At 42.1% G+C, this 25,460-nt stretch carries 22 protein-coding genes and 4 tRNA genes; 6 read left to right on the forward strand and 20 right to left on the reverse strand.

Annotation, left to right across the window (positions count from 1 at the left end; genetic code table 11):
* Positions 1-152 precede the first annotated feature (152 nt).
* From PR725_RS03450 to lptM, 7 genes are all read right to left on the reverse strand, one after another.
* Positions 153-827 (reverse strand): hypothetical protein, encoded by a 675-nt coding sequence (locus PR725_RS03450; protein WP_123382188.1) that lies wholly within the window; start codon positions 825-827, stop codon positions 153-155.
* A gap of 230 nt (positions 828-1,057) precedes the next feature.
* Complete coding sequence (gene uvrD / locus PR725_RS03455) at positions 1,058-3,220, reverse strand: DNA helicase II (protein WP_272567585.1); 2,163 nt, start codon at positions 3,218-3,220, stop codon at positions 1,058-1,060.
* An 87-nt stretch (positions 3,221-3,307) separates the two neighbouring features.
* On the reverse strand, positions 3,308-4,024 hold the full coding sequence (gene yigB, locus PR725_RS03460; RefSeq protein WP_004907349.1) for a 5-amino-6-(5-phospho-D-ribitylamino)uracil phosphatase YigB: 717 nt from the start codon (positions 4,022-4,024) through the stop codon (positions 3,308-3,310).
* Entirely contained in the window at positions 4,024-4,953 is a 930-nt protein-coding gene (gene xerC, locus PR725_RS03465) for a tyrosine recombinase XerC (RefSeq protein WP_042851726.1), read from the reverse strand. Before xerC ends, yigB begins: the two co-directional genes overlap by 1 nt.
* Positions 4,935-5,639 carry a DUF484 family protein gene (locus PR725_RS03470; protein WP_272567590.1) on the reverse strand — a complete coding sequence of 235 codons (705 nt, stop codon included), beginning with the start codon at positions 5,637-5,639 and terminating at the stop codon, positions 4,935-4,937. Before PR725_RS03470 ends, xerC begins: the two co-directional genes overlap by 19 nt.
* A gap of 24 nt (positions 5,640-5,663) precedes the next feature.
* Entirely contained in the window at positions 5,664-6,488 is an 825-nt protein-coding gene (gene dapF, locus PR725_RS03475; protein ID WP_004907339.1) for a diaminopimelate epimerase, read from the reverse strand.
* Between the two features lie 21 nt (positions 6,489-6,509).
* On the reverse strand, positions 6,510-6,695 hold the full coding sequence (gene lptM / locus PR725_RS03480; RefSeq protein WP_004906065.1) for an LPS translocon maturation chaperone LptM: 186 nt from the start codon (positions 6,693-6,695) through the stop codon (positions 6,510-6,512).
* 235 nt (positions 6,696-6,930) lie between these two features.
* Between lptM and cyaY the strand changes: the two genes are divergently transcribed.
* Positions 6,931-7,248 carry an iron donor protein CyaY gene (gene cyaY, locus PR725_RS03485; RefSeq protein WP_004907335.1) on the forward strand — a complete coding sequence of 106 codons (318 nt, stop codon included), beginning with the start codon at positions 6,931-6,933 and terminating at the stop codon, positions 7,246-7,248.
* A 51-nt stretch (positions 7,249-7,299) separates the two neighbouring features.
* Here the strand turns inward: cyaY and PR725_RS03490 are convergent, their stop codons facing one another.
* Positions 7,300-9,876, reverse strand: a complete 2,577-nt coding sequence (locus PR725_RS03490) for a class I adenylate cyclase (protein ID WP_004907332.1) — start codon at positions 9,874-9,876, stop codon at positions 7,300-7,302.
* A gap of 592 nt (positions 9,877-10,468) precedes the next feature.
* On the opposite strand from PR725_RS03490, the gene hemC reads away from it, so the two are divergent.
* The 5 genes from hemC to PR725_RS03515 all read left to right on the forward strand — a co-directional run bounded on the left by hemC (position 10,469) and on the right by PR725_RS03515 (position 15,179).
* On the forward strand, positions 10,469-11,413 hold the full coding sequence (hemC, locus tag PR725_RS03495) for a hydroxymethylbilane synthase (RefSeq protein ID WP_004907329.1): 945 nt from the start codon (positions 10,469-10,471) through the stop codon (positions 11,411-11,413).
* On the forward strand, positions 11,410-12,165 hold the full coding sequence (locus PR725_RS03500) for a uroporphyrinogen-III synthase (protein ID WP_109912158.1): 756 nt from the start codon (positions 11,410-11,412) through the stop codon (positions 12,163-12,165). The genes hemC and PR725_RS03500 overlap by 4 nt, the downstream gene beginning before the upstream one ends.
* 3 nt (positions 12,166-12,168) lie before the next feature.
* Positions 12,169-13,437, forward strand: coding sequence for a uroporphyrinogen-III C-methyltransferase (hemX, locus tag PR725_RS03505; RefSeq protein WP_109912159.1), 1,269 nt, complete (start codon positions 12,169-12,171; stop codon positions 13,435-13,437).
* Between the two features lie 2 nt (positions 13,438-13,439).
* A complete protein-coding gene (gene hemY, locus PR725_RS03510; protein ID WP_004907317.1) occupies positions 13,440-14,633 on the forward strand; it encodes a protoheme IX biogenesis protein HemY in 1,194 nt (397 codons plus the stop codon).
* 318 nt (positions 14,634-14,951) lie between these two features.
* Positions 14,952-15,179 carry a hypothetical protein gene (locus tag PR725_RS03515; protein ID WP_004906084.1) on the forward strand — a complete coding sequence of 76 codons (228 nt, stop codon included), beginning with the start codon at positions 14,952-14,954 and terminating at the stop codon, positions 15,177-15,179.
* Positions 15,180-15,989: 810 nt separating this feature from the next.
* Here the strand turns inward: PR725_RS03515 and PR725_RS03520 are convergent.
* The 12 genes from PR725_RS03520 to rfbA all read right to left on the reverse strand — a co-directional run bounded on the left by PR725_RS03520 (position 15,990) and on the right by rfbA (position 25,459).
* Positions 15,990-16,066, reverse strand: a tRNA-Pro gene (locus PR725_RS03520).
* 50 nt (positions 16,067-16,116) lie between these two features.
* Positions 16,117-16,202, reverse strand: a tRNA-Leu gene (locus PR725_RS03525).
* Positions 16,203-16,217: 15 nt separating this feature from the next.
* Positions 16,218-16,293 (reverse strand) — tRNA-His (locus PR725_RS03530).
* A 79-nt stretch (positions 16,294-16,372) separates the two neighbouring features.
* A tRNA-Arg gene (locus PR725_RS03535) sits at positions 16,373-16,449 on the reverse strand.
* A gap of 167 nt (positions 16,450-16,616) precedes the next feature.
* Positions 16,617-17,993: a bifunctional threonine/serine APC transporter ThrP gene (thrP, locus tag PR725_RS03540; RefSeq protein WP_117162654.1), complete on the reverse strand. Its 1,377-nt coding sequence runs from the start codon at positions 17,991-17,993 to the stop codon at positions 16,617-16,619.
* 291 nt (positions 17,994-18,284) lie between these two features.
* The gene (wecG, locus tag PR725_RS03545; protein WP_109912161.1) at positions 18,285-19,052 is read right to left on the reverse strand and encodes a lipopolysaccharide N-acetylmannosaminouronosyltransferase; all 768 of its coding nucleotides are present in this window, start codon (positions 19,050-19,052) and stop codon (positions 18,285-18,287) included.
* 9 nt (positions 19,053-19,061) lie between these two features.
* Positions 19,062-20,417 (reverse strand): ECA oligosaccharide polymerase, encoded by a 1,356-nt coding sequence (wzyE, locus tag PR725_RS03550; protein WP_272567597.1) that lies wholly within the window; start codon positions 20,415-20,417, stop codon positions 19,062-19,064.
* On the reverse strand, positions 20,414-21,496 hold the full coding sequence (locus PR725_RS03555; protein WP_004907311.1) for a TDP-N-acetylfucosamine:lipid II N-acetylfucosaminyltransferase: 1,083 nt from the start codon (positions 21,494-21,496) through the stop codon (positions 20,414-20,416). Before PR725_RS03555 ends, wzyE begins: the two co-directional genes overlap by 4 nt.
* On the reverse strand, positions 21,493-22,743 hold the full coding sequence (gene wzxE / locus PR725_RS03560) for a lipid III flippase WzxE (protein WP_004907309.1): 1,251 nt from the start codon (positions 22,741-22,743) through the stop codon (positions 21,493-21,495). The genes PR725_RS03555 and wzxE overlap by 4 nt, the downstream gene beginning before the upstream one ends.
* On the reverse strand, positions 22,743-23,873 hold the full coding sequence (gene rffA, locus PR725_RS03565) for a dTDP-4-amino-4,6-dideoxygalactose transaminase (RefSeq protein WP_004907307.1): 1,131 nt from the start codon (positions 23,871-23,873) through the stop codon (positions 22,743-22,745). The genes wzxE and rffA overlap by 1 nt, the downstream gene beginning before the upstream one ends.
* Positions 23,860-24,600, reverse strand: coding sequence for a dTDP-4-amino-4,6-dideoxy-D-galactose acyltransferase (gene rffC / locus PR725_RS03570; protein WP_109912164.1), 741 nt, complete (start codon positions 24,598-24,600; stop codon positions 23,860-23,862). Before rffC ends, rffA begins: the two co-directional genes overlap by 14 nt.
* A complete protein-coding gene (rfbA, locus tag PR725_RS03575) occupies positions 24,578-25,459 on the reverse strand; it encodes a glucose-1-phosphate thymidylyltransferase RfbA (protein WP_109912165.1) in 882 nt (293 codons plus the stop codon). The genes rffC and rfbA overlap by 23 nt, the downstream gene beginning before the upstream one ends.
* Between the last annotated feature and the right edge of the window lies 1 nt (position 25,460).

Raw genomic sequence — 25,460 nt, forward strand, 5'->3', positions numbered from 1 at the left:
CTAAAAATATAATGTTAATTATCATAAAGTAAGTAAAAATCACAATACTCACACTTATCATTCAACCATACAATAAAATTAAAAAAGGTATTCAACTCTTTGTTGAATACCTTTAATTCCAGAAGTAAAACGATTAGTTAGCTTAAATGCCTCTATAAGTACTGCCCTGTTCTATCTAAACCACCATAGTTATGGTGAGTAATACTCTTCATTTTTATTGATAATTCTATTACAGCACTCATTTTATCAGGCATAGAAAAAGAAGCCATTTGCTCGCTAATGGCTTGCTGATTACTAGCTTGGACTAATGGCTTCAATCTAGCTTCTTTATATTCGCTATTTATTTGATTTGTTAGTTCCATAACTCTAGTTAACGCTTTTTGTATTTTAATACTCTGATTATTGAAACTAATAATGTTACCCTTTGCTGAATCAGATAGTTTATTTTTTGTTTTATGTGACACTATTGAAGTTAAATTAACCATACTTATTCTTTCATTCATCGTAGAATCAGCTTCAGGATTTAGTTCTGAACCGCCAATAATATTATCCGTTCTAATTTTAATTGTTTTATTCACTAGTTTGAGTGTTCTTTGGTATTTTACCTTACTAATTAAAATCTCTTTTAATTTATCTTTCATTTCTCTTACTAATGGTTCTGACGATACTCCATCATCTGTATACTTTCTTTCTTTCAACTCTGCAATTTCTTGTCTTAATGAGTCCTCTACGCTTTTTATTTTTTTTATTCGATTTTCTATTGATAGAAGTAATGACTCAATTTCTTTATGCTTTTCATTATTTTTAATATCAAAATTAGCACCCATATTTTTATATCCCTTAGTGTATTAATACTATAAAACTGATATGTACCGCAAAAAATGATACATGAGCAGGTAATAAATAACTAATTTAGTATTTATATAATACAACAGACATAGACCTAATTTAATTATCATAACAATAATAAATAATTAGCGAGTTAATTACTTATTATTGCTATGCAAAATATCACTGAATTAACTATCAGTGATATTTATTATTGGTAATATGATTTTTATATATTTTCTAACCGCGCATAAGACGCTACCAGCCACTTAATCCCTTGACCTTGGAAGGCGATTTGCAAGCGACAGTGCTCCCCACTGCCTTCAAGGTTAATAATCGTGCCTTCACCAAATTTAGGGTGCATAACACGCTGGCCTAGGGCATAACCCGAATCATTTTGACTAACCGGTGTACCAAGGCGCTGATGGCTAACGGGTCTTGAAACCTGCGCTCTCAAGCGAACTTCCTCAATACACTCTGTCGGTAACTCACCAATAAAACGAGAAGGCCTGTGATAAACCTCTTTGCCATATAAACGACGGCTTTCTGCATAAGTAATCGTGAGTTTTTCCATTGCACGGGTAATACCGACATAAGCAAGACGACGCTCTTCTTCAAGACGACCACTTTCATCCATCGACATTTGACTTGGGAACATGCCTTCTTCCATGCCCACAATGAATACAACTGGAAACTCTAGGCCTTTAGCTGAATGCAAAGTCATTAATTGAACAGCATCTTGGCTGACATCCGCCTGCCCATCTCCAGCTTCCAATGCCGCATGAGAAAGAAAAGCCTGCAATGGCATTAAGTCTTGGTCTTCGTCTTGATAGCTGAAATCACGGGTTGCATTGACTAACTCTTCCAAGTTTTCAATACGAGCCTGTGCCTTTTCACCTTTTTCTTGCTCATACATCGCACGCAAGCCTGAGTCATTGATCACTCTATCTGCCTGAACATGTAATGGCATATCTTGAGTTTCTTTGGCTAACGCATCGATTAATTCTAAGAAACGCTCAATTGCGGCCGCTGCACGACCTCCCAACACCTGCTCGCGAAGTAAGTACTCACAACTTTCCCATAGTGTTAGCTGTTGATCCCGTGCAGTTTGGCGAACAGTATCTAATGTTCTATCACCGATGCCACGGGTTGGTGTGTTTACCACTCGTTCAAAAGAGGCATCATCATTACGATTTGCTATTAATCTCAAATAAGAAAGTGCATCTTTAATCTCTTGGCGTTCAAAGAAACGTTGCCCACCATAAATACGATATGGCATTGCACCTTGGATGAGCGCTTCTTCCAATACACGAGACTGGGCATTACTACGATACAGCATGGCACAATCTTGTAAGGCCCCACCATTTTCATGCCATTGTTTGATGCGGCCAACCACATAGCGTGCTTCATCTAACTCATTAAACGCACAGTAGAGGGATATTGGCTCGCCATCTCCGCCTTCCGTCCATAAATTTTTCCCTAAGCGGTCACTGTTATTCGCAATCAGTGCGTTCGCCGCTTTTAAGATATTATTCGTTGAACGGTAGTTTTGCTCTAGACGGATAGTTTCTGCGCCAGGAAAATCATTGAGAAAGCGCTGGATATTTTCGACTTGCGCACCACGCCAGCCATAGATTGACTGGTCGTCATCACCAACAATCATGACTTTGCCTGTATCTCCAGCGAGTACACGGATCCATGCGTATTGGATATTGTTGGTATCTTGAAATTCATCGACAAGAATATTGGTAAAGCGCTCACGATAATGCTGCAATACGTGAGGCTTGTTTAACCACAATTCATGGGCGCGTAACAATAATTCCGCAAAATCCACCAGCCCGGCTCTATCACAAGCTTCTTGGTAAGCTTGGTATACCTTTAACCATGTGGCTTCAACTGGGTTACCATAGGCTTCAATGTGCTGAGGCCGCAGACCTTCATCTTTTTTGCCGTTGATGTACCACATCCCCTGACGTGGCGGCCATTGTTTTTCATCTAAATTCATCGCCTTAAGTAAACGACGAATTAAACGGTATTGGTCATCACTATCTAGAATTTGGAAGTCTTGTGGTAAATTGGCGTCCATATAATGTTGGCGCAATAAACGATGCGCTAAGCCGTGGAATGTTCCTATCCACATACCGCCTTCACTAGTACCAATCAATTGATTGATTCTATGGCGCATTTCTGCCGCTGCTTTGTTCGTGAATGTCACTGCCATAATTGAAAATGGAGAAGCATTTTCCACAGACATCAGCCATGCGATTCGATGCACTAGCACCCGAGTTTTACCACTACCAGCCCCCGCAAGGACAAGTAAATTGGTACGCGGTGCGGCAACCGCTTCGCGCTGTTTGTCGTTAAGACCTTCAAGCAGATAAGAGACGTCCATAGTTACCATCAAAGCAAAACAGTGGCTAACACCACTGTGAGGTTGTTGACAATGGCGAATGCCACTGTTTTTTTATACAGTAAATGATTATACCAATGATAAGAGAGAATCCAACCGCGAAATTTCCACATGCGGTAATAAACGCACCTCTTTCTCTTCCATCAGTGTTTTTTGGTTTGTGTTGATCCAGCAAGCTTGCATGCCACTGTTAATTGCACCTTCAACATCCGTTAGCAAGTTGTCACCAACATGAAGAATAAATTGTGGCTCAATCTCAAGCCGCTTCGCGGCTAAACGATACATATCGCAAAATGGCTTAGAGCGCCCGTCAGGCCCTGCTTTCAAGACAAATTGGAAATATTGACCTAACCCGCACGCTTCCGGTTCTGCATTTCCATTAGTGATCGCCACCAGCGGAATTTTTTCTGCCAGTTGGCACAGTGTTTCATGAGTAGACTTTGGGACATCAATTCTATTTCGCCAATAAGTGAAATGCGCCATGATGTCATCTGCCCCTTTTTGTGCGGCTTCTTTTGAGTAGCCATAATGGCAAAACATCATTTTGGAAGAAAGCCAACGCCAGCGTGAAATATCATGATAGATATCAGGTTCTTGCTCTTCGACAAGACGACGAAAAGCATAAAGATCTTCATTACTAAAATGATTAAAACGCGGGTCATATTCACGGACAAAACGTAAAACTTCTTCTTCCGTTTTATCAATAACTGGATGGTTATCGTAAAGCGTGTCATCCAAATCAAACGTGATCGCCAGAATGGGTGATAACGGACGGTAAAAATGCATTAAGGTTTCTCCCTCTTTGCTCTTGGATGAGCCACATCATAAACATTTGCTAAGTGCTGAAAATCAAGGTGCGTATAGATTTGTGTTGTCGATAAATTTGCATGCCCAAGAAGTTCTTGCACTCCACGTAAATTCCCACTTGATTCAAGGATATGTGTCGCAAAAGAGTGGCGTAATTTATGCGGGTTAATGTGGCTATTAACCCCTTGCTTTATACCCCATTGCTCAAAACGTTTCTGTACGTTCCGATTCGAAATACGTTTACCACTTTGGGTTGAAATAAAAACAGCGTCATCTTCTGGCTCATAGAGCTCTCGCATCTCAAGCCAACGCTGTAGCCAACTCACGGCAGTTTTTCCCATTGGCACCCTGCGTTCTTTACTCCCTTTCCCCATAACCCACACTTCACCCGTATTTAAATCAAGATGGCGAACATCTAGCCCAACTAGCTCAGATAAACGTAACCCTGCGCCGTACATCACTTCAAGCATCGTTCGGTCACGTACGACGAGCGGGTCACCACTCTCCATATTCAAAAGTTGGGAGACTTCATCCACATCCATATTTTTAGGAAGACGCTTTTTGGATTTAGGGGCATGAACGGCTTTTGCGGGATTTGCGGGTAATTCCCCTTGGTGCACCATCCAATCAAAAAAACTGCGCAGTGATGATAACCGCAACGCCATACTTGCGGCTTGTAAGCCCGATTTACGACTTTTAGCGGCAACGTTGCGCACAATCGTTGCATCAACTTTTTGCCATTCGTGGATATTTAGTGAGACTAACATTTCCACAATAACACTCAATTGGCGACGATAATTAGTTATCGTGACAGGGCTTAGCCGACGTTCAACACGCAGATAATACAGAAAGGCCTCAATTTGGGTCATCAGCCCTTCAGGCTGATTTTTTATAGGCGTTCTATCCATTGGCATAATAACCTCGGTAGAATCTGAGCGACTTTCTCCAACATGACCGTTCCCATACCATGTTGATAATGTTCACGATCCCGACTAGTAAAGATGACCATACCGGATTCACCATGCTGACCAAACAGTAAAATAGCGACTGAACCGACATTTAATGCATCAGGTAAAAGTAATTGAATTTCAGGGCCATTCAACCGACCGAGGTAGTTACGTTTATCGCCAAATCGTTGAATTCTCACGGGTTCAAATACACGACGCGAAATAACTAATTGATGCGCATCCAAAGGAGCGGATAAATGCCAGCTGTCACTAAACAAACGCACTTGAGCACCGGATAAACCCAGTTTTTTTGCCCAACGATTTAGCGCTAGCAGCATTTGCTGTAAACTTTCTGCTGATGACATTTCAATCACCAACACTAACAATTCATCAAAAAGCTCCACATTTTCGTGAGCTTGCTCAACCATAAAACGAATATCTTGTTCGAGCTCTTTGATTTTCAACCGTTGACGACTCATCACTAACTCAGGTAATGAGATAGCTTCCCGCACAACATGGGGTACTTTTAGCTGTTCCAACAGTTGCGCATTACGAAGAAAAAAATAGGGGTTTTCCGTTAAGTAGCGCACGACATCGACCTCATCAATTTGATGAGCCAATTCCTGTGCTTTTTTGGTTTTATCCATTTTTCCCTCTTCAGCTATTCAAAATTATAGTTGAATGACTCCGTCATAAACATGCGTTGCAGGGCCTGTCATATAAAGTGGCGCCCCAGGGCCTTCCCAGGAAATATCTAATGAGCCCCCTGGTAAATCAACTTTGACCCGCTTCGCCAGTAATCCTTGACTAATTCCAACCGCGACAGCGGCGCATGCCCCGCTACCACAAGCTTGAGTTTCCCCAGCCCCACGTTCATAAACGCGCAAGCGGATGTGGTCAGCACTGATAATTTCCATAAAGCCAATATTGGCACGTTCTGGAAAGCGCTCATGATTTTCTAAAGCGGGACCTAAAACTTCGACTTCTGCCGTATGAATACTTTCAACTTGAATGACACAATGCGGGTTACCCATTGAGACCACCCCACACAGAACTGTACGTTCTTGTGCTCGAATAATATAGGTTTTTTCTTCTTTAACTGCGCGAAATGGCACTCTCTGTGGTTCAAAATCAGGCACGCCCATATTAACGCAGACATCATCATTCTCATTTATGGTTAATGTCATACGGCCGGACTGAGTACTGACTTTGATTTTTTGCTTATTCGTTAAACCTTTAAGCCTGACAAAACGAGCAAAACAACGCGCACCATTGCCACATTGTGCAACTTCACTACCATCTGCATTAAAAATACGATAATGGAAGTCAAGGTCAGGGTCATAAGGTGCTTCAACCAATAGTAGTTGATCGAACCCAACTCCTGTGTGTCTATCCGCTAACCGACAAATCAATTCAGGCGAAAAATATACATTTTGTGTAACGCCATCGACAACCATGAAGTCATTGCCTAAGCCATGCATTTTAGAAAATTGCATTTCACGCTCCATAGAGGTGGCTTACTGATTATTTGTTGTTTGAGCAGGCTCTTTGGCAGTGCTGTCTTGTGCGGTAGGTTGCACATCAGATGCCTTAGCCGGTGCTGCAGTTTCTTCCGGCGGAAAATACAACGGGCCTTTTAAGCCACAGCCAGAAAGGGTAAATAAAACAACTAGTGCACTAAGCCCAATTAAACTTTTTTTCATTCTTTTTCGCCCGTATTGCTCACTTTTGACATCTGATAATTTACACAATAACAGGAGTGGCCTTGCAAATCACGCCTGTTTATCTAGCATGCTGATATTATATACTTTAGGCTAAATTTAGTCTGAAGTTTTTAGTGGGTATGCTTAGATTGACCCTGATGCAGATTCCCTCCTATAATTTCAGCTAACAATAATAATTTCAATTAACCCATTGTGAGCAAACAGGAAATTAATCGTGAATGACAGCGAATTTCATCAGCTAGCAGAAACGCTACTGAGCACCATCGAAGAGCATTTAGATAATTATGAGGGTGATGCCGATATTGATTGTGAAATCAATGGGGGTGTGATGACTCTTAGCTTTGAAGATGGCAGTAAAATTATTATCAACAAGCAAGAAGCATTCCACCAAATATGGCTAGCGACTAAACAGGGTGGGTACCATTATGATTATCAACAAGGTAATTGGGTTTGTGACCGCTCTGGGCATGAATTTAAAGCTAAATTAGCCGAGGCAATTGCCTTTCAAAGCCAAGAGCCCTTTTCATTTTAAGCATTACAAGTTTCGAAGGTGGGCAGCACGCTATACTGCCTGCCATTAATATCAATAATAGTGCGCTTGTGGGTGCGGTGATTGGTTCGAATGCACTTCATACCCAACGTCATCATCTTCTTCCGCTGTGAATGGCCATGTTGCCCCGGAAAATGCAACAACTTGATTTTTACCATCTTGATTAATGATTTGGTAAAATTGCGGTAAATTGAAATTGATAAAGTTTGCGCCATAGGTAAACCGGTCATGGGAAGAAGAATAGAATTTACTCACGTCACGAACAAGATCTTCTTTCGACCCCTCACAGTGAGAATAAATTTCAACCCGATTCGCCTCATCTAAAACATAAATATTAAAACCGGTATTATCTGCCGTATTTTCAAAGAAAAACTGTACAATCCCTTCACTCGCATAGCCATCAACAACTGCAGGTAAATGGTTATCACTCTTCGCCTGAAGTTTAACGGGCCAGCCATGTAGTTTGTTATGGGAGATAGCCCCGTAGAACTCAACCGCATTCTCAAGTTTTTGTACCGATACGTTCAGACGCTCAAAGAATAACCCCCACGTCTGCCCCGCGATACGCAATGCTTTAAAACGCCCAGGGTCATTTCGGTTACTTGACAAACGCAATTCAACACACTCAGATACCAACTGTTGTACACGAGTACGGATCAACCCACGTAAGTGCTCACTATAACAAAACACCTCAACCGCTTCAGGAGGCGATGCATCTTGATGCATTTTTCCTAAAATGGTTTTAAGTGCTTCTAACATGCACTGTTCTCCGCTGAAATGTAGCGTTCTTACCTCATTCCACGAATTACGATACAACAAATCAATACTACCAATCAGGCACTGTTGTGATTCTCCAAAACTGAAAATATCCAGTTTTCTAAAATCAACATGGACAACTTGCTCAGAATATACCTGTGTTGGATCTTTTTCTAAGTTAACAATGATTGCAAGATGGCGAATTTCACATGGACTATAAAGCGCTTTTGGCGTTGGGGCTGGTAACCTGATAGGGAAATGGCTTGAAACATCGTGCATCAGTTCAAGCAATTTTCGTTCATCACACTGGGATTTCCCATTATGCATGTAAACCTGGGTGGTTTCAGTCAGCAAACCATTAAAATAAGCCCATGCCACTAATTTATTTAAATAGCGGTTATATTCAAGAGGTTGATGGCCAATAATGGCATCAATATTTGGCGCTTGGTTATACAAATACCAGCCGCTACGGTTAGCTCGCCCCTCTGGCACATAAATAAAGGTTAAATGCGCTTCGCTCAAATCAGGTGAGATTTGTGGATTAACTAACGTCACCTTACCCGGGAGAGCTTCGAAAGCCGCATATAATTTACGGGTTAATACTCCAATATCTTGTGGGCTTGCACTAACACTTAAATTATTTCTACGGGCAAAGCGAATGAGGTTACGATAGCTTTGCATCATCGTATCAAGTAACTCGTTATGTGCTTCACGGACACGCTCAATTTTCCATTGATTGCGTGTATCGAGTATCGACAAACGCTCTGATCCCCACCCCCATGATTCAACCAATTGAGACAACACATCACGGCGCCAACCTGCGCAAGTATTCCCCTCTTCTTCAGATAGTTTTTCGCATACTTTCAGGTAGAAACAACGGCGGATAAGGTCAAGACGGGTTAAATCATTAATTTCAGTCAGGTAACGTGTCACACGCTCTAACATTAAGCAGTATGAGTCCAAGCCATAACACACAATTTCGCCTGCATGTAAATGACGCTTAAACTCCATGGCTAATAATTTACCGTTAGGGTAATCCCATGAATAGGATTCCAGCAAAATACTCTTCAATACCGCTTTATAAGGGGAATCAACACTTTTATACAACTGCCATAGGCTTGCACCGAAATATTCCGCGGCAGAAAGCTCACTTAACCCGCCTAAATCAAGCCATTCGTTCGGTGTTAGCACTCCTTGTGCATATAACCCCATAACATATTCATCGTAATGCTGCTCTTCTTCAACCGGCACCATGGTCCACAGCAAACGTTTACCCGCCATACGTACAGCGGTTCGATAAAATTCATCTAACAATAGGATGTGTTGCGTTGAACCACAGTTTTCCCCACCAATATGCCCACTGGCATGATGGCGAAAACGATTTTCATCGATTAAAAACACAGTGACATCAATCCCTAAAGATGCTGCCCACTGTTCAATTAAGGTGCATTTTTTTTGCAAAAAACGTTTTTCTTCGTGGTCCAACCAAGACGGATGACAAACCCAAACGTCGATATCTGAACACTGGCTTTGCCCAACAGATGAAGTGCTACCCATCGAATAAATGCCTGTAATCGGTAATTCACCGTTCGCTTCAGTTTCAATCGCGGGTAAAAAACGTTCAAAAGGTGCCAACCATTTTTTTTGCTCTGCATCAGGAGAGAAAAAGCAGACACCATGAGGGACATTACCTTCAATAAAACCAGGCATCATGGGATGATGATAATGAAACAAGACAGGCAGCAAGCTATAAACCTTCGAGAAGGTTTCACTCATAGAAGCTGTTGCACGTTCTAACCGTAATTGGTTTATTGCATCCAGTCTTTGTTTTAAGGTTTCAATATAGAGATACAAAGGTTACGCCTGATTGAATGAAAGTAATACAAACCTGAGAATTTCCCAGCACCCAACAGATAGAGATAGATTTAAAATAATTTTCAAATGGATTGTCGGAAACGTGATCAATTTAACACCTTGCATCAAAAGGGTAAAGTAGATCACATAATTTTACGCGCTTATTTTTGATACAAAATGCTTTTCAACATATTGTATAAAAAGGCTTTTTATTTTTTAATCTGTAAAATATCCCTTGTTTTTCAATGGAATAATTTCTTTTTACTCTGTTGTTTAGTAAAACAGCAAAACCAAACGATATTAAGTACAATACGCACAGCGTCTGTGCTTACACGCTTCAACACGAATTAATAGAAAACACAGATTGTTCCACACAAAAAATAGCACGATAAGCTAAAGAAATTGCTTAATAGCTATTCTAGGTCATCTCATTTTGAATCACTTTCTTGCATCATGGTAGAAAAAGTAAATCGGCTATAAACAATTCAGAGCGCGGTTTTGCACCCAGCTGGAAAAAATATCCTTAACATGTTAAAACTAATGCCAATTGTATGGTTAATCTGCGGCACTCTTAGCCAGAGAAAACAGTAAAATGACATCAACAAATATCGTGCGTATTGCGACGCGCAAAAGCCCTTTAGCCCTATGGCAAGCGCACTTTGTCAAAGATAAATTAGAGCAGCTTCACCCGGGCTTACAGGTTGAATTAGTGCCTATGGTGACAAAAGGCGACATCATTCTTGATACCCCTCTTGCTAAGGTCGGCGGGAAAGGTTTATTCGTCAAAGAATTAGAACTTGCCTTGTTGGAAGGACGCGCAGACATTGCCGTTCACTCGATGAAAGATGTCCCTGTTGAATTCCCTGAAGGCTTAGGATTAGTCACGATTTGTGAACGTGAAGACCCTCGAGATGCCTTTGTCTCAAACCACTACGATAATCTTGATGCATTGCCAAAAGGCAGTATCGTCGGAACATCGAGTTTACGTCGTCAATGCCAATTAAGGGAACTCCGCCCTGATTTAGTCATTCGCGACTTACGTGGTAACGTAGGTACACGCCTATCAAAATTAGATAACGGTGAATATGATGCCATTATTTTAGCCGTTGCTGGGTTAAAACGCTTGGAGTTAGACACTCGAATTAAAACGGCTCTTGCACCTGAGCAATGCTTACCTGCAGTTGGCCAAGGTGCTGTCGGTATCGAATGCCGTTTAAATGATAGTAAAACCCGCGAATTACTCGCGAAACTCAATAATGACTCAACATCAACCTGTGTTCTGGCTGAACGAGCAATGAATATGCGCCTTGAAGGCGGTTGCCAAGTTCCGATTGGCAGTTACGCTATTTGGCAAGATGACAAAATATGGCTACGGGCCTTGGTAGGAGCGCCAGACGGTAGTGTGATTATTCGAGGGGAACGACTCGTTTCTCCGAGTGAAGCTAATCAAGCGGGTGTATCATTGGCTGAAGAATTACTTGAGCGTGGTGCAAGGGAAATTCTGGCGGATGTTTACCAAGGAAACCCGCCTGCATGAAGGTGCTTGTCACTCGCCCTGAACCAGCAGGTTCGGAGCTGATCACAGCAATCACCGCCAAAGGGGGGGAAGCCTTCTCCTCTCCTTTAATTCGCATTGGGCCTGGCTCTGAGTTAAATACCCTTATACCTCAACTTGATAGCCTTACTGCGAATGATTTAGTCTTTCTTTTATCTAAAAATGCAGTCGAATATGCAAATTTAACACTTGAACAAATGGCGCGTAGCTGGTCAGATAAGTTATCTTACTATGGAATTGGCCGCTCTACAGGGCAGTATTTTCAACAAGTAACAGGAAAAAACATAAGTTGGGCTGAACAAGGTGAAACCAGTGAAGTACTACTGACACACCCTGAACTTCAATTTCTCGAAGGGAAAAACGCTCTATTATTACGAGGAAATGGCGGACGAGAGCTTCTCGCATCAACATTAAGGGCTAGGGGCGCAAAAGTCAGCTATTGTGAATGTTATACAAGGCATCCTGTTTACTATGATAGAGCCCTGTTCAATCAGCAATGGTTTCAAACGGGTATTACAGATGTTGTGATCACGAGTGGTCAAATGTTAGCCTTGTTAGACGAATTAATCACTGAAGAATACCAAACTTGGTGGTTTTCCCGCCGCCTACTTGTCGTCAGTGAACGGATTGCAGACCAAGCCCGCAGAGGCGGATGGCAAAAGGTCTGTGTAGCTAATAGCGCAGATAATAATGCTTTATTAGAAGCATTAATTTCAATCGATATGGGATGCTAATTTATGACGGAACACGATAAAACAACCGAGACGGTTACCCCAGAAGCTGGTGCAGAACAACAGCGCCCAAAAACTAAACCTTCTTCGGAGCAAAAACGTTCTGGTCTAATAGGCGGTGTAATTGCTATTGCTATTATCATCGCTATTGGTGGCGGATTATACTATTTCACCCAACAAAGCACTGCCACTTTAGTAAATGAAAACAATGAATTAAAACAAAAATTAAGTGATTTAATCGAACAGCAAAATTCAGACAGGCAACGGTTAAACGCTTTAGTTGCGGCTAATACTGAAATAAAAAGCCATTCTCGTGAATATGAAGAGAATCTCAACCGTCGCATGCAAGAGCTACAAGCGCACGTCACGGCATTATCCAGCGCTGATGTTAAAAGTTGGCTTCTCGCACAAGCTGACTTTATGGTTAAAATGGCGGGAAGAAAGCTGTGGAATGATCGCGACCCTGTGACCGCAGCGGTTCTATTAAAAAGTGCTGACTCAAGTTTAGCCGAAATGAATGACCCGAGCCTACTCGACATTCGTAAATCAATTAACAGTGATATGGCTAAATTAGCCGCAATCAATCAAATTGACTATGACGGTATTATCTTACGTTTAAACCAGCTCAGTAATGAAGTGGACAACTTACGTTTAGCGGATTTAAACAGCGGCGATGCGAAAAATGAAGATAACGCGGATGTCAGCGAGGATATTTCGGATTGGAAACAAAATTTGGCTCGTAGCTGGAAAAGTTTCGCAAATGACTTCGTCACCGTACGCGCTCGTGATGGCTCAGAAGCCCCGCTTTTAGCTCCAAATCAGGATATTTATCTACGAGAAAACATTCGCTCTCAACTATTAATCGCAGCACAAGCCGTGCCACGTTATCAAGAAGCCACTTACAAACAGTCATTAGAGCAGGCTTCGACTTGGGTAAGAGCCTATTTTGATACTGAGGCGCCTGAAACTAAAGCTTTTCTATCAACCATTGATGACCTAATCAATCAGCCGATTGATATTGATATGCCTGATACTTTAGAAAGCCAAGAAAAGCTAGAAAAAATCATGCAAACACGGGTTCGTAGCTTACTTTCTCAGTCGTCTGACAATGCAAAAGTTAGCGATGGTGCCGTTGATGCCGCAGCGGATGCAACTGAAGCGCCAACAGAAGCCGCAGCAGATGCCGCAGTTCCCGCCACGGATACGCAAAAAGCGGAGTCAGCTGACAATGCACACCCTTTTGAATCAGCAGACCCTGCTGGTAATAGGGGGTAATTATGATAAAAGTCTTGATCCTATTTATAGTACTTATTGCAGGGATAATCTTAGGCCCATTATTAGCGGGTCACCAAGGTTATGTTTTTATCCGTACAGATAATTATGACATTACGACCAGTGTAACCAGCCTCGTTTTGGGCTTTATCTTGCTCCAGTTTGTGCTGTTATTCCTTGGTTGGTGCTACCGCCGCTTTATCAGCACGACATCACGTACCCGAGGTTGGGTAAGTGGTCGTAAATACCACAAAGCACATACCCAAACACAAAAAGCGCTGCTGAAATTAGCAGAAGGTGATTTCGAGCAAGTTGAAAAATTAATGAGCAAACATGCTGATTTTTCTCAACAGCCGGTTATTAACTACCTCATGGCAGCCGAAGCTGCTCAACAGCGTGGTGATGAATATCGCACTCACCAATACTTGGATAGAGCTGCCGAAGCCGCAGGAAGTGACCAGCTCCCCGTTGATATCAGCCGTGTCCGTATCCAATTAGCGGAAGGAGAAGTCCATGCTGCCCGTAATGGCATTGATAAACTTCTCGACAAAGCTCCAAGGCACCCTGAGGTGCTGCGCCTAGCAGAACAAGCTTACTTACGCTCAGGCGCCTATCAGTCGCTGATTGAATTACTTCCTGTCATGGCTAAAGTACAGTTACACAATGAAGATGAGCTCGATGCATTGAAATTAAAGGCTTACAAAGGGTTGATGAACCAATATATGGCTGAAGGAGGTAGTGATGGGCTAAAAGCTTGGTGGAAAGCACAACCTCGCCGAGTTCGACATGAAACCGCATTGCAAGCTTTCTTAGCAGAGCATTTGATTGAATGTGGCGATACTGCAAGTGCAGAAAAAATGATTATTGACGGTTTAAAACAGCAATATGATGAACGCTTGATCCTGTTGGTGCCAAAACTGAATAGCGAACGCCCTGAAGTTATAGAAAAAACCCTTTTACATCTGCAGAAGCAGAACGGTGCCACCCCGTTACTTAACAGTACATTAGGCGTTTTATCGCTACAGCATGCCCAATGGGACAAAGCTGAAAATTACTTTAAAGCCGCTTTAGCTCAACGTTTTGATGTACAAGATGCATCATGGTTAGCTGATGCTTTTGACCGGCAGCATAAGCCTAGCGATGCCGCAAAAATTCGCCAAGATGCATTAAACCATTCATTAAAACAAGAACGGAAATAATATTCTTGTTTGGCCTCATCTAAAAACTCCACTCATTTTGGTGGAGTTTTTTTATTCATAAGCTTAACGGCGACTAATCTGACCTTCCCCAATAAAAACGTAAAAACAATTTAAATACATCGCGTTAATCGTATTAAATCATCATAAAAGGAAAATATGAGGTTTATAATTGGCAACATTGCAGGTAAATAATTCAATGTTTAATCAATAATCATTATTTAAGGATAAGGAAAACACACTTCGCTATGTTATAAAATAAACACATAGTGTATAAAGCTTTATATACATCTTTGCTTTGCATGAATTAGGGATATCGATATGAATGTAATTAAAACTATTTGGCGCTGGATTATTGCAACCCCAAACCGTTTACAAATATTCTTTGATCTTCTGCTGTTAGTATTATCACCTTTTGTTTTTATTATGATTATTGGTTTTAATACCGAAGATCTTAGTAAAGACATTTTCATTATTACATTCATTATCCTCTGCTATACCTATATTACTCGCTGGTTCAGTAAATGGTTTAGTAAAGGTAGAAGCTAATAGCTATCTTATTTTCAGCCTCTTAGTCATTTTCTAGGGGGCTAAGTGTTTTGTACAGACAAAAAAAAACACCTGCACAAGGCAGGTGTAAAATACAATCAGGTCTACAGACGGATGGTGCCTCACTCAACGTTTCGCCCGTTCGTTGATGGTAAGAGGATGAGCTCTTGATCATCTAAAGTGGACAATAGGCACCGATAATCGGCTTTGCGTCATCTCTGGGTTTATGAAGCTTCGCTGTCATAAGAAGTGAGATGAGCATCTACATATACAATAATGCACAATACGTGCCAACTTTTTTAAAACGGTATTTTTTTAGCTCACTCTTTTGGTTTCTTTCCTATCCCTCGGTTTTACACAACTATTTTTCTTCTTGGTAGTAAACCGCTCTATCTTTAAAAAATTCACTAATATGTTGCCCGAAACTTACCACTCTATTTTGTCGCAGTTTAGAGACATCATAAAACAGTTATTTATATTTCCTTATAAATCAACTAGTAAAGTGTCACCTTTTGACGACATTGATATGATGGGTTGTATCTATTTTACGACACAAGTAAGATAAGCTGCTAAATTACAAATAAAAACAAGCAATTAACCATACCCCTGTCATTCGTTGAAGAAACGCCCCCGAGTATACTCTAAGCAATTCAAGTTATGGCTAAGTGGCAAGTAAAGATATTCCGATGAGTACGAATAAGTATGTGATTTGGGTAGATGAACGAAGCCAATAACGCTACGGTTTGAAGTGTGAAGAGTGAAGAGTATAAAACGCAAAAAACCCGTCGATTAAGACGGGTTTCTTTAAATTGGTCGGCGAGAGAGGATTCGAACCTCCGACCCACTGGTCCCAAACCAGTTGCGCTACCAAGCTGCGCTACTCGCCGAAATTTTTGTAGTACTTATTAATAGTGAATAGTACTATTACATTTCTTCGTGGTGCGAAAGGGGGGACTTGAACCCCCACGTCCATAGGACACTAACACCTGAAGCTAGCGCGTCTACCAATTCCGCCACCCTCGCAATGTCACAAAAAAATGGGGTGGCTAATGGGACTCGAACCCACGACAACTGGAATCACAATCCAGGGCTCTACCAACTGAGCTATAGCCACCATAACTTCACTTTTTTCAAAGCGTTGCTATATTACTACATACAACGTCATTTTGCCAACCGTAGCGAAGCGCTAAAACTGGTGCGCCCGACAGGATTCGAACCTGAGACCTCTGCCTCCGGAGGGCAGCGCTCTATCCAGCTGAGCTACGGGCGCTTAACGCCGTTGCGGGAGAGGATAGTACGGATTTATCCTCCCGCTGTCTAGTCCTTTTTGAAATAAAAATATCGATTGCTTGCCTTTTATCCATTTCGTTGAGAAAGAGAGCATATTTACCCTCTTTTTCGCTATGCACCTAATAAAAATCTATCAAAACCCCGCCGTTAAACTTTTCCGTTACGGTTATTGAACAGGCGAATGATGAAATAAAGGAGAGAAACACCTCCTAAGAAGATGGCTCCAACGATTAAAGATAAGCGAGTATCTGGGTTAATCGCCATTCCAATCAAGACGCAGGCTAAAAAGAGCAAGGTCGCATAGTTAACCCATGGAAAAAGAATCGATTTGAAAGGATGCCCTACAAGTTTTTCTTTGTTTTGTTGACGAAAACGGATTTGGCTAGTCAATAACACCAGCCAAGGCACCATTCCTGGTAACACACTCGCACTATAGACATAAACAAAGACTTTCTCTGGATTCGGTATAATGTAATTCAAGCTTGATCCCGCGACTAAGCATAGGATAGTAAAGCCCACGCAACGTGCCGGTACGCCATTTTTTGTTAATTTCAATAATGAGCGAGGCAATTGTTTATTTTGTGCTAAAGCGTACAGCATGCGCCCGCCACTATACATGCCACTATTGCAACCAGATAACGCCGCAGTTAACACCACAAAGTTAATTACCGCCGCTGCGGACACAATTCCCACTTTCGCAAAGGTAAGGACAAACGGGCTACCTTGTGAACCCACTTCCGTCCACGGAAATAGCGTCACAACAATAAAAATAGCACCTACATAAAAAATTAATATGCGCCATAAAATATTATTGATCGCTTTTTTTAACGTGACTTGCGGATTTTTCGCTTCACCCGCGGTGATCCCAACCAGCTCAACCCCTTGATAAGAGGCCACAACGATACACAAAGCAAATAAAAAGCCTTTCCAGCCCCCGGCAAAGAAACCACCATGTTCAGTGAGATTCGCAAGCCCAATCGGCTCAAAGTTATTACCCAGACCAAAAAAAATCAGCCCTAAACCAATTAAAATCATCACCACAATCGTAGTGACTTTGATCATGGCAAACCAAAACTCAAGCTCGCCATACAGCCGTACAGCGGCTAAGTTCGCTAATGCCACTAATACCACCGCGATAATGGCAAAAATCCATTGAGGCATATCAGGGAACCAATATTCGGCATATACACCAATCGCAGTGATCTCTGAAATACCAACAGCCACCCACATAAACCAGTAGCCCCAAGCAGTCAGGCACCCCCAAAACGGACTTAAGTATTTATAACCAAATGAAGCAAAAGAACCCGTTACAGGCTCAAGAAATAGCATTTCCCCCATTGAACGCATAATGAAGAAAACAAAAATCCCGGCGATGATATATGCCAGTAAAACCGAAGGCCCCGCCCATTTCAGCGTACTGGCCGACCCCATAAATAAACCAACGCCAATGGTTCCCCCGAGCGCGATAAGCTCGATATGGCGCGCTTCTAACCCACGTTGAAGCCCCTGCTGTGGATTTCCCATACATACCCCTGTCAAAATTAGATAATTAAAATGCAGTTTTAATTGAAACTCAGTTAGTAATAATCACTGCAATTATTCGAAAAGTATCAATTAGGCGATTAAAAAAATGCCATAGCCGCAAGATTGAGCACAAACTGATGCGAATATACTTATTTTTGAGGGATTATAGAAATATTTGAAGGAAGAGACCAGCTATTCGGAACCGTGCGAACTGTAAGTAAGCCTGTTAAGCCTACTTACAGTGAGTTAAATTCATTGAAAATAACAATATAAATCAAACTACTACAAAAACTACAGCTTACCACCGTAATAGTAGCCTAAAAATTTCAGTAATTTAAACTGTCGAGTAATACGGGAAGGTTGAGATAATAAGCGATATAACCATTCTAGACCTAAGTTTTGCCACACTTTCGGGGCGCGTTTAACATGCCCTGTAAACACATCATAAGTCCCACCAACACCCATATATAACGCATCTGGATACACACTTCGGCAATCCCGCATAAAAATTTCTTGTTTCGGCGACCCCATCGCAACGGTGACAATTTTAGCGCCACTTGCGCGAATACGTTCGAATAATGCGCTTCGGTCTTCAGCGGTAAAATAGCCGTTTTGCGAGCCAACAATGTTCACATTCCACTGCGAGCGTAGTTTGCTTTCTGTTTGCTCTAGAATCTCGGGTTTACCACCCACTAAGAAAACTGGCGTGCCTTCTTTACCGGCCCTTTCCATTAGCCCTTCCCATAAGTCAGCACCAGCGACACGAGAAACTTCAGCTTGTGGGTATTTACGACGGATAGCACGGACAATACTAATTCCGTCAGCATATAAATATTCAGCTTGGCCTAGTAATGTATTTAAAGCCGTATCTTGTTCAGCGATCATCACTTTTTCTGCATTAATCGCAACAAGTGTTCCCGTTTTTGTTTCTCCACCAGCAAATAAATAGTCTAAAAAATGGGCCATATTTTTAAAACCCCAAATATTATGACCACGAATACTATATTGTGGAATAGATGACTGTGTAACGGATGAAGACTGAGTTGATGACGATTCCATGATACTCCTTTAGCGGCTTTCACGCTGTTGGCTTCTTAAAAAAGAAGCTGTTTTTGTGCGAATAAGCCCTGCACTTTCAAATAACCAATACAGTAATTTTGCTAACACCAGACACAGTCCGAATATTAAGCAGAAGAAAACCACCCGTGAGACGAAAGAATCCACGCCTTCACGAGCCAAAACAATAATGTTGAAAATGGCGCCAAAACAAAATGCCTGCATAATGGCTGCCTTATAGCGATTTGGTTCTTTCAGGCTCATGCCATAGATCCAATCAAACCATTTGATGATAAGCCCCACAACTATAGCTCCGAGGGGTATAAAAATCACTCCGCCCATCACCACCAATGAACCAATCAGTGTTGGAGAAATTGCCAGCCCAGAATGGTTGTTCAGTACTTCCCACGTAAAATAATTGGCAGAGTTCAATACCGCGTCTGGGCGTTCAGGCCAAACCCAAGAAGGAATGAAAACATAAAAGTCACGGATAATCGGAGCTAGACCTTGAAAATCCATCTCATCATAATGGCTTAGTAGTAATGCTAAGTTTTCCCACGGGGAGAATGTATCCCGCGTTAAATACAAGAAAGTGTAATATGCTTCAGCACCACTGACATCTAAGCCATAGCGTTTTAAGGCTAACCAGAACATTCCTACAATACTGGCGACCCCAGCCGCGGCTAGCATCCACAGCGTAATCCAACCTCTGACAATCCCAATAAATAAGAAGAGTGCGAAAGCAATGATGATGTTCGCTCTCGTTCCTCCGACAATAACATAGGTCAAGAAACCAAATGCGACGGTACTAACGAGGAAGAAAATCCAGCGTTTCTGTGTTGGTCGCAAGAAATAAACAATCAACATTGCCGGTATGAAGAAATAGAAAAAGCGTTTTAATGCCACGCCAGAAACCTGGCTGGAGAAAATTTGGCTATAGGATTTTAGCTTAAATAGCAAAAAACCGTTCTGCATGAAAAAGATACCTACTGTCACGACTGCAACCAGTATCAATAACAGACAGGTTAGATTCGTTTCCACTTTGTTCATGCTAAACAACGCACGCCGTGGTGCGTCTGGTTGCCTAGAAAGTCGAGTTTTATAGGCAACATAATAAATCGCATAAAAACTAGTCGCTGCTAGTTGAGCGTAAAGTAAATAATCAGCCTTCACAACGGCAACATCAAATTGAAAAACTAACGCGCAGGTTAATGGGAAACCAAAGTAAAACGTCAATAAATACAGCATGGAAAAGAAAATATTGAAGTTAAACCGAGCCCGTAAAAACTCTTTGTATAACAAAGTACCAATAAAAATAATTGATATCAGGTAGACCAGTGCTAAGCCGCCCAATTCCGTCAGCGTCATGCTCGCTCCTCCACGGCACTGAGAACGGCTTTCCAGCCCTCAATAAAGTTGGGAGCAAAAAATTCAATATGGTGTTTATCTAATAGGCTCATTTGGCGCTGAGCTTCATCCACTAGCGGTGTCGTCAGGTTGTCACCATAGAAAAAGACTGGGACATTTTGAGCAGTTAAATCCTGCCAAAAGGTATTTTGACGGCTAATTACAAATGGAATGCCAAATTGGATTAGCAAACAAACGGTGCCAACACCTTGCTGGCGATTAAAAATAAAATAGCCAAGGTCACAGGTTTTGAGCAAATTAAGGTACTCGCTAAATTCCATGCGCTCTTTCAGGATTTCCACTTGCCCTGAGGTAAACTCACTACTCGCAGCCTGTTCAACTTGTTGGATATAACTTTGGTTATTGGCAGGATAGCCCATAGGGACAATAACCTTAACCTCATCACCAAATTGCTGTTTAATCGCACTCAGAGCCTCTACATGGCGATTAGAACGGTCACCTGAGTTACCCAGTAAAATAGTCAATTGAGAGCCTTCACGTACCTTAGGCTCGCTTATTGTCAATGCAGGGTCCATTCGTGTTGGGAAATACAACACTGACGCAGGCACTTTAGGGTTCGACTGGTGGAAATAGCACAAATCCCCACGTGTTGCACACACATGCCCTACTTTTTTCTGCGCTAAACGACGCAAAATATAGAATAACTTAAATTTTAGAGCGCTAGACTCTTCATAGAGGTCAGCTCCCCATATATGCCACCAAAACTGGTGGGATTTAATTTGCCCAAATAATAGTGCTAGCCAAATAGGGGCGTTAAATTGCCCATGAAAGAAAAAGCGAGTACGGCGGTCTGCCTTGGCACGCTGTATAACACTATTAGCAATGGCCTGTTTATTCGCAAAAACATCTATTTTTAGCTGAGGATAAGCGTCAGCAAGCTGCGCATCATCGCTTACCACCATAAAATGCGGCTTTGATGACGGAGCCATTTCTTGGCAAATGACGTCATTAAAAAACGTCAGTACCGTCTGGTTGTGGTGTGGGAGATTCGATCCCAGTACATGTATTAAGGTTGTCATGCTCGCCTACGGTAAATCAAAAATACGCAACAACATAAAGTAAAATAGACAATATAAGTGGCCATATAAGCCTGAGTTGCGCCTACTGCACCATGTTCAGGGATAAGCCAATGCGCAAAGCCCGTTAATAATATAAACTGACTAACTTCAGTGAGGACATAAAAACGCAATGCGGCTTTGGCAATGACCAAATAGCCAAATACGTACGCCCCCACTTTCAATACATCACCGACTAGCTGCCATGCAAACAGGTCTCTCATTCCGGTAAATTCTTTTGAGAACAGCAACCAAATCGCAAAATCACGTAGTAACCAAACCGTAAAACTCACAACGGCAACGGCAGGTAAAACAAATTTCAATGCCTTAACAATCTCTGCGGAAATTTCATTTTTATGCTGCAAACGCGATAGCGTCGGCAATAAATACACTGAAAATGTCGCGGTAATAAACTGCAAATAGGCATCTGAAATGGTGGTCACACCGGTCCATAACCCCACTTCATCCCAACTATAGGTTTGGGCGAGCAGATTTCGCATCATGATATAAGCGACTGGCAGTGTGACTGCGGTTAGCATCGCCATGACCGTAAATTTGCCTAAATTAGTCGCAATCGCTTTGTCCCATGCTGGCTTCAATGACGATAACGCAAATTGCTTGCGTTTAATTATCATCCCAGCCGCAGGCAGTACCACTAGCGCAGGGACTAATGCTAACCCTGCTAATGCACCTTCATACCCGCCAACTAGATAGCATAAATAATAAGCAATTACACCAATTACACTACCAAAAATAATGGCTAATGCGTTTGCTGATGCGTCTCGGTAACCCTTCAAAATAGCCAAAAAATAGTTCGCATACGCGATACCCATTTGAATTAAGGCAACAATTTGAATAACCGAACTGTATTTTTCGCTATCAAATAACGCCATGCTGATTGGCGCACTGCAAAGCAAAAAGATAAGCGCAAGTAGCGCTGAAAACCCAAGAATAATCGTCGATGAAGTTCCCAGTACTGCACGTAATTTTTGTGAGTCTTGGTGGTGCTCTGCTACATATTTTGTGACGCCATTGAAAATTCCTGCACCTGATAATACCCCTAGTACAGTAATCAATTGGCGGAAGTTACCCGCCAGCCCCACACCGCTGGGGCCAAATGAGACTGCAAATAATTTAACAATTAACAGGCCCACCCCGATTTTAATCAGGGTAGACCCAGCAGTCCAAACCGATGCTTTAGCGAGAGACATTAGGCAAAGAACGCTTTGATTCGCTCAATGACTGTCTGCTGCTCGTCATCAGTCATGTTGTAGAACATCGGTAAACGCACTAAGCGGTCACTTTCTGATGTCGTGTATTTATCTTCACCATGGAAACGGCCAAACTCAATACCTGCAGGGCTCGTGTGCAATGCAACGTAGTGGAATACCGTCAAAATACCATGAGATTTCATGTAATCGTTGAATTCAGTACGCTCTTCGATATCTTTGAGTTTGATATAGAACATATGAGCATTATGTTTTAAGCCTTCCGGCACAGTTGCTAGGACTAAACGCCCTGCATCAACCAGTGGCTGCAACGCTTCATCATAACGTTTCCATAGTAGTAAACGGCGGTCATTAATTTTGTCTGCTTCTTCTAACTGCGCCCATAAGTAAGCCGCTTGCAAATCAGACAACAAGTAGCTTGAGCCGATATCACGCCACGTGTATTTATCGACTTGACCACGGAAAAATTGGCTACGGTTTGTCCCTTTTTCACGGATCACTTCGGCACGGCTAATCAGGTCTTTATCATTGATAAGCGTAGCTCCACCTTCACCGCCTGAAGAGTAGTTTTTAGTTTCATGGAAGCTATAGCAGCCAATGTGGCCGATAGTCCCCAGTGCTTTGCCTTTATACGTCGACATCACACCTTGCGCCGCATCTTCAATCACGAATAAATTGTGTTTTTTTGCGATAGCCATGATGGTGTCCATTTCGCAAGCAACACCTGCATAGTGGACAGGAACGATGGCACGTGTGCGCTCAGTGATTGCAGCTTCAATTTTAGTTTCATCGATATTCATGGTATCCGGACGGATATCAACAAACACGATTTTAGCGCCACGTAATACGAATGCGTTAGAGGTTGATACAAAAGTAAAGCTTGGCATGATAATTTCATCACCTGGCTTAGTATCAATCAGGATCGCTGCCATTTCTAATGAGGCCGTACAAGATGGCGTTAACTGCACTTTTGGGCAATTAAATCGTTTTTCCATCCATTCTTCACAACGTTTCGTGAAGCCACCGTCACCACACAGTTTGCCACTTTCCATGGCTTGTCTCATATACTCTAATTCAGTACCTACAACGGGTGGTTTATTAAATGGAATCATGTTGTCCCCTGTATAACCAATAGGCGGTACTGGCAATTGCTGCACCGCTACGTGAATAAAGATTTAATGCCGCAACATTACTGATTTGCGTGGCCACATTTAACTGTCTTTTTTGGTGTTCCACACACCAATTAAATGCTGCTGACATCAACTTACGCCCCACACCTTGCCCTTTCGCTTCTGGCATTTTCGCTAGTAGGCCAACCCGTGCCGTTTCTGCATCAAGGTGCCGCAAACTCACGAAGCCCAATACCGCACCAGACGCATCTTTAACCAGTAAACAAGTGTGGTCAAACGTACCCAGAACTGATTTTTCTATCCACAACGCATAAAACTGCCCGCTATCACCATCACGGTACCAAGGTGCTCTAAAGCGGCTTTTGCTAAAGACAGACTCAGCGGCTTGCCGCAACGTAGGGATATCATCCACTTGTGCAACAATAACGTGGTCTTCCGCTGTTAAACCAGCCTTTAAATAAGCATTTTCTGTGCCAATAGTAAGAGCGAAATCGATTTCACCTTCAACAAATGAAAACCCCATACCAGCTAAATCATCAATCAGCTGCGTTTCAGACGCTGCGACTTTTGCTTGCACTATATTGTATTCATCCATTTGATAAGCAAGGAGAGTTTCGAGGTTATCCCCTGTAAAATTCAACTTTGCTGTTGAGCGATGAAAAAATTCGCTCTCCCATGGCAAGCTCTCAATACTGGCGCGGACGGACACGTAATAAATCCTCTAAATATTGCCCATAACCTGTTTTTTTCAGCTGTTGCGCTGAAAAAGCGACTTGTTCGTCTGTCAACCAGCCATTACGCCATGCTATTTCTTCTAAACAAGCCACTTTGAAGCCTTGGCGTTTTTCAACGGTTTGTACAAAAGTACCCGCCTCAATGAGGCTATCGTGAGTGCCTGTATCCAACCAAGCAAAGCCACGACCGAGCAATTCAACGTTTAATTCACCACGTTCTAAATACATTTGGTTAATTGACGTAATTTCTAATTCACCGCGTTCAGAAGGTTTAACTTGTTTTGCAAATTCAACCACTTGTGAATCATAGAAATACAACCCTGTCACCGCCCAATTGGATTTAGGTTTAAGCGGTTTTTCTTCAATAGACAGTACTTTAAAATTATCGTCAAATTCCACAACACCAAAGCGCTCAGGGTCCATCACTTGGTAACCAAAAACGGTTGCGCCATTTACTCGTTTAGCAACAGATTTTAATTTTGGGCTAAATGAATGGCCGAAAAAGATATTGTCGCCCAATACTAAGCAGCATGAATCACCATTAATGAACTCTTCACCAATGATAAACGCTTGCGCAAGGCCGTCTGGTGATGGCTGTTCCGCATAGCTCAGCTCAATCCCAAACTCATGGCCATCCCCTAATAAACGTTTAAACATCGGCAAGTCGTCAGGGGTAGAGATAATTAAAATCTCACGAACTCCCGCTAACATCAAAACTGAAAGCGGGTAGTAAATCATCGGCTTATCGTAGATAGGCAATAACTGTTTAGAAATACCGCGAGTAATAGGGTGCAAACGCGTTCCCGACCCTCCAGCTAATATAATACCTTTCATA

This window comes from Providencia sp. PROV255 (genome assembly GCF_028478065.1).
Classification (GTDB): Bacteria; Pseudomonadota; Gammaproteobacteria; order Enterobacterales; family Enterobacteriaceae; genus Providencia; species Providencia rettgeri.

Bases quoted from the DNA above. Each gene is read 5' to 3' on its own strand.
- PR725_RS03450 (WP_123382188.1), bottom strand. From the start codon at position 827: ATGGGTGCTAATTTTGATATTAAAAATAATGAAAAGCATAAAGAAATT.
- uvrD (WP_272567585.1), bottom strand. From the start codon at position 3,220: ATGGACGTCTCTTATCTGCTTGAAGGTCTTAACGACAAACAGCGCGAA.
- yigB (WP_004907349.1), bottom strand. From the start codon at position 4,024: ATGCATTTTTACCGTCCGTTATCACCCATTCTGGCGATCACGTTTGAT.
- xerC (WP_042851726.1), bottom strand. From the start codon at position 4,953: ATGGATAGAACGCCTATAAAAAATCAGCCTGAAGGGCTGATGACCCAA.
- PR725_RS03470 (WP_272567590.1), bottom strand. From the start codon at position 5,639: ATGGATAAAACCAAAAAAGCACAGGAATTGGCTCATCAAATTGATGAG.
- dapF (WP_004907339.1), bottom strand. From the start codon at position 6,488: ATGCAATTTTCTAAAATGCATGGCTTAGGCAATGACTTCATGGTTGTC.
- lptM (WP_004906065.1), bottom strand. From the start codon at position 6,695: ATGAAAAAAAGTTTAATTGGGCTTAGTGCACTAGTTGTTTTATTTACC.
- hemC (WP_004907329.1), top strand. From the start codon at position 10,469: ATGACATCAACAAATATCGTGCGTATTGCGACGCGCAAAAGCCCTTTA.
- PR725_RS03500 (WP_109912158.1), top strand. From the start codon at position 11,410: ATGAAGGTGCTTGTCACTCGCCCTGAACCAGCAGGTTCGGAGCTGATC.
- hemX (WP_109912159.1), top strand. From the start codon at position 12,169: ATGACGGAACACGATAAAACAACCGAGACGGTTACCCCAGAAGCTGGT.
- hemY (WP_004907317.1), top strand. From the start codon at position 13,440: ATGATAAAAGTCTTGATCCTATTTATAGTACTTATTGCAGGGATAATC.
- PR725_RS03515 (WP_004906084.1), top strand. From the start codon at position 14,952: ATGAATGTAATTAAAACTATTTGGCGCTGGATTATTGCAACCCCAAAC.
- thrP (WP_117162654.1), bottom strand. From the start codon at position 17,993: ATGGGAAATCCACAGCAGGGGCTTCAACGTGGGTTAGAAGCGCGCCAT.
- wecG (WP_109912161.1), bottom strand. From the start codon at position 19,052: ATGGAATCGTCATCAACTCAGTCTTCATCCGTTACACAGTCATCTATT.
- wzyE (WP_272567597.1), bottom strand. From the start codon at position 20,417: ATGACGCTGACGGAATTGGGCGGCTTAGCACTGGTCTACCTGATATCA.
- PR725_RS03555 (WP_004907311.1), bottom strand. From the start codon at position 21,496: ATGACAACCTTAATACATGTACTGGGATCGAATCTCCCACACCACAAC.
- wzxE (WP_004907309.1), bottom strand. From the start codon at position 22,743: ATGTCTCTCGCTAAAGCATCGGTTTGGACTGCTGGGTCTACCCTGATT.
- rffA (WP_004907307.1), bottom strand. From the start codon at position 23,873: ATGATTCCATTTAATAAACCACCCGTTGTAGGTACTGAATTAGAGTAT.
- rfbA (WP_109912165.1), bottom strand. From the start codon at position 25,459: ATGAAAGGTATTATATTAGCTGGAGGGTCGGGAACGCGTTTGCACCCT.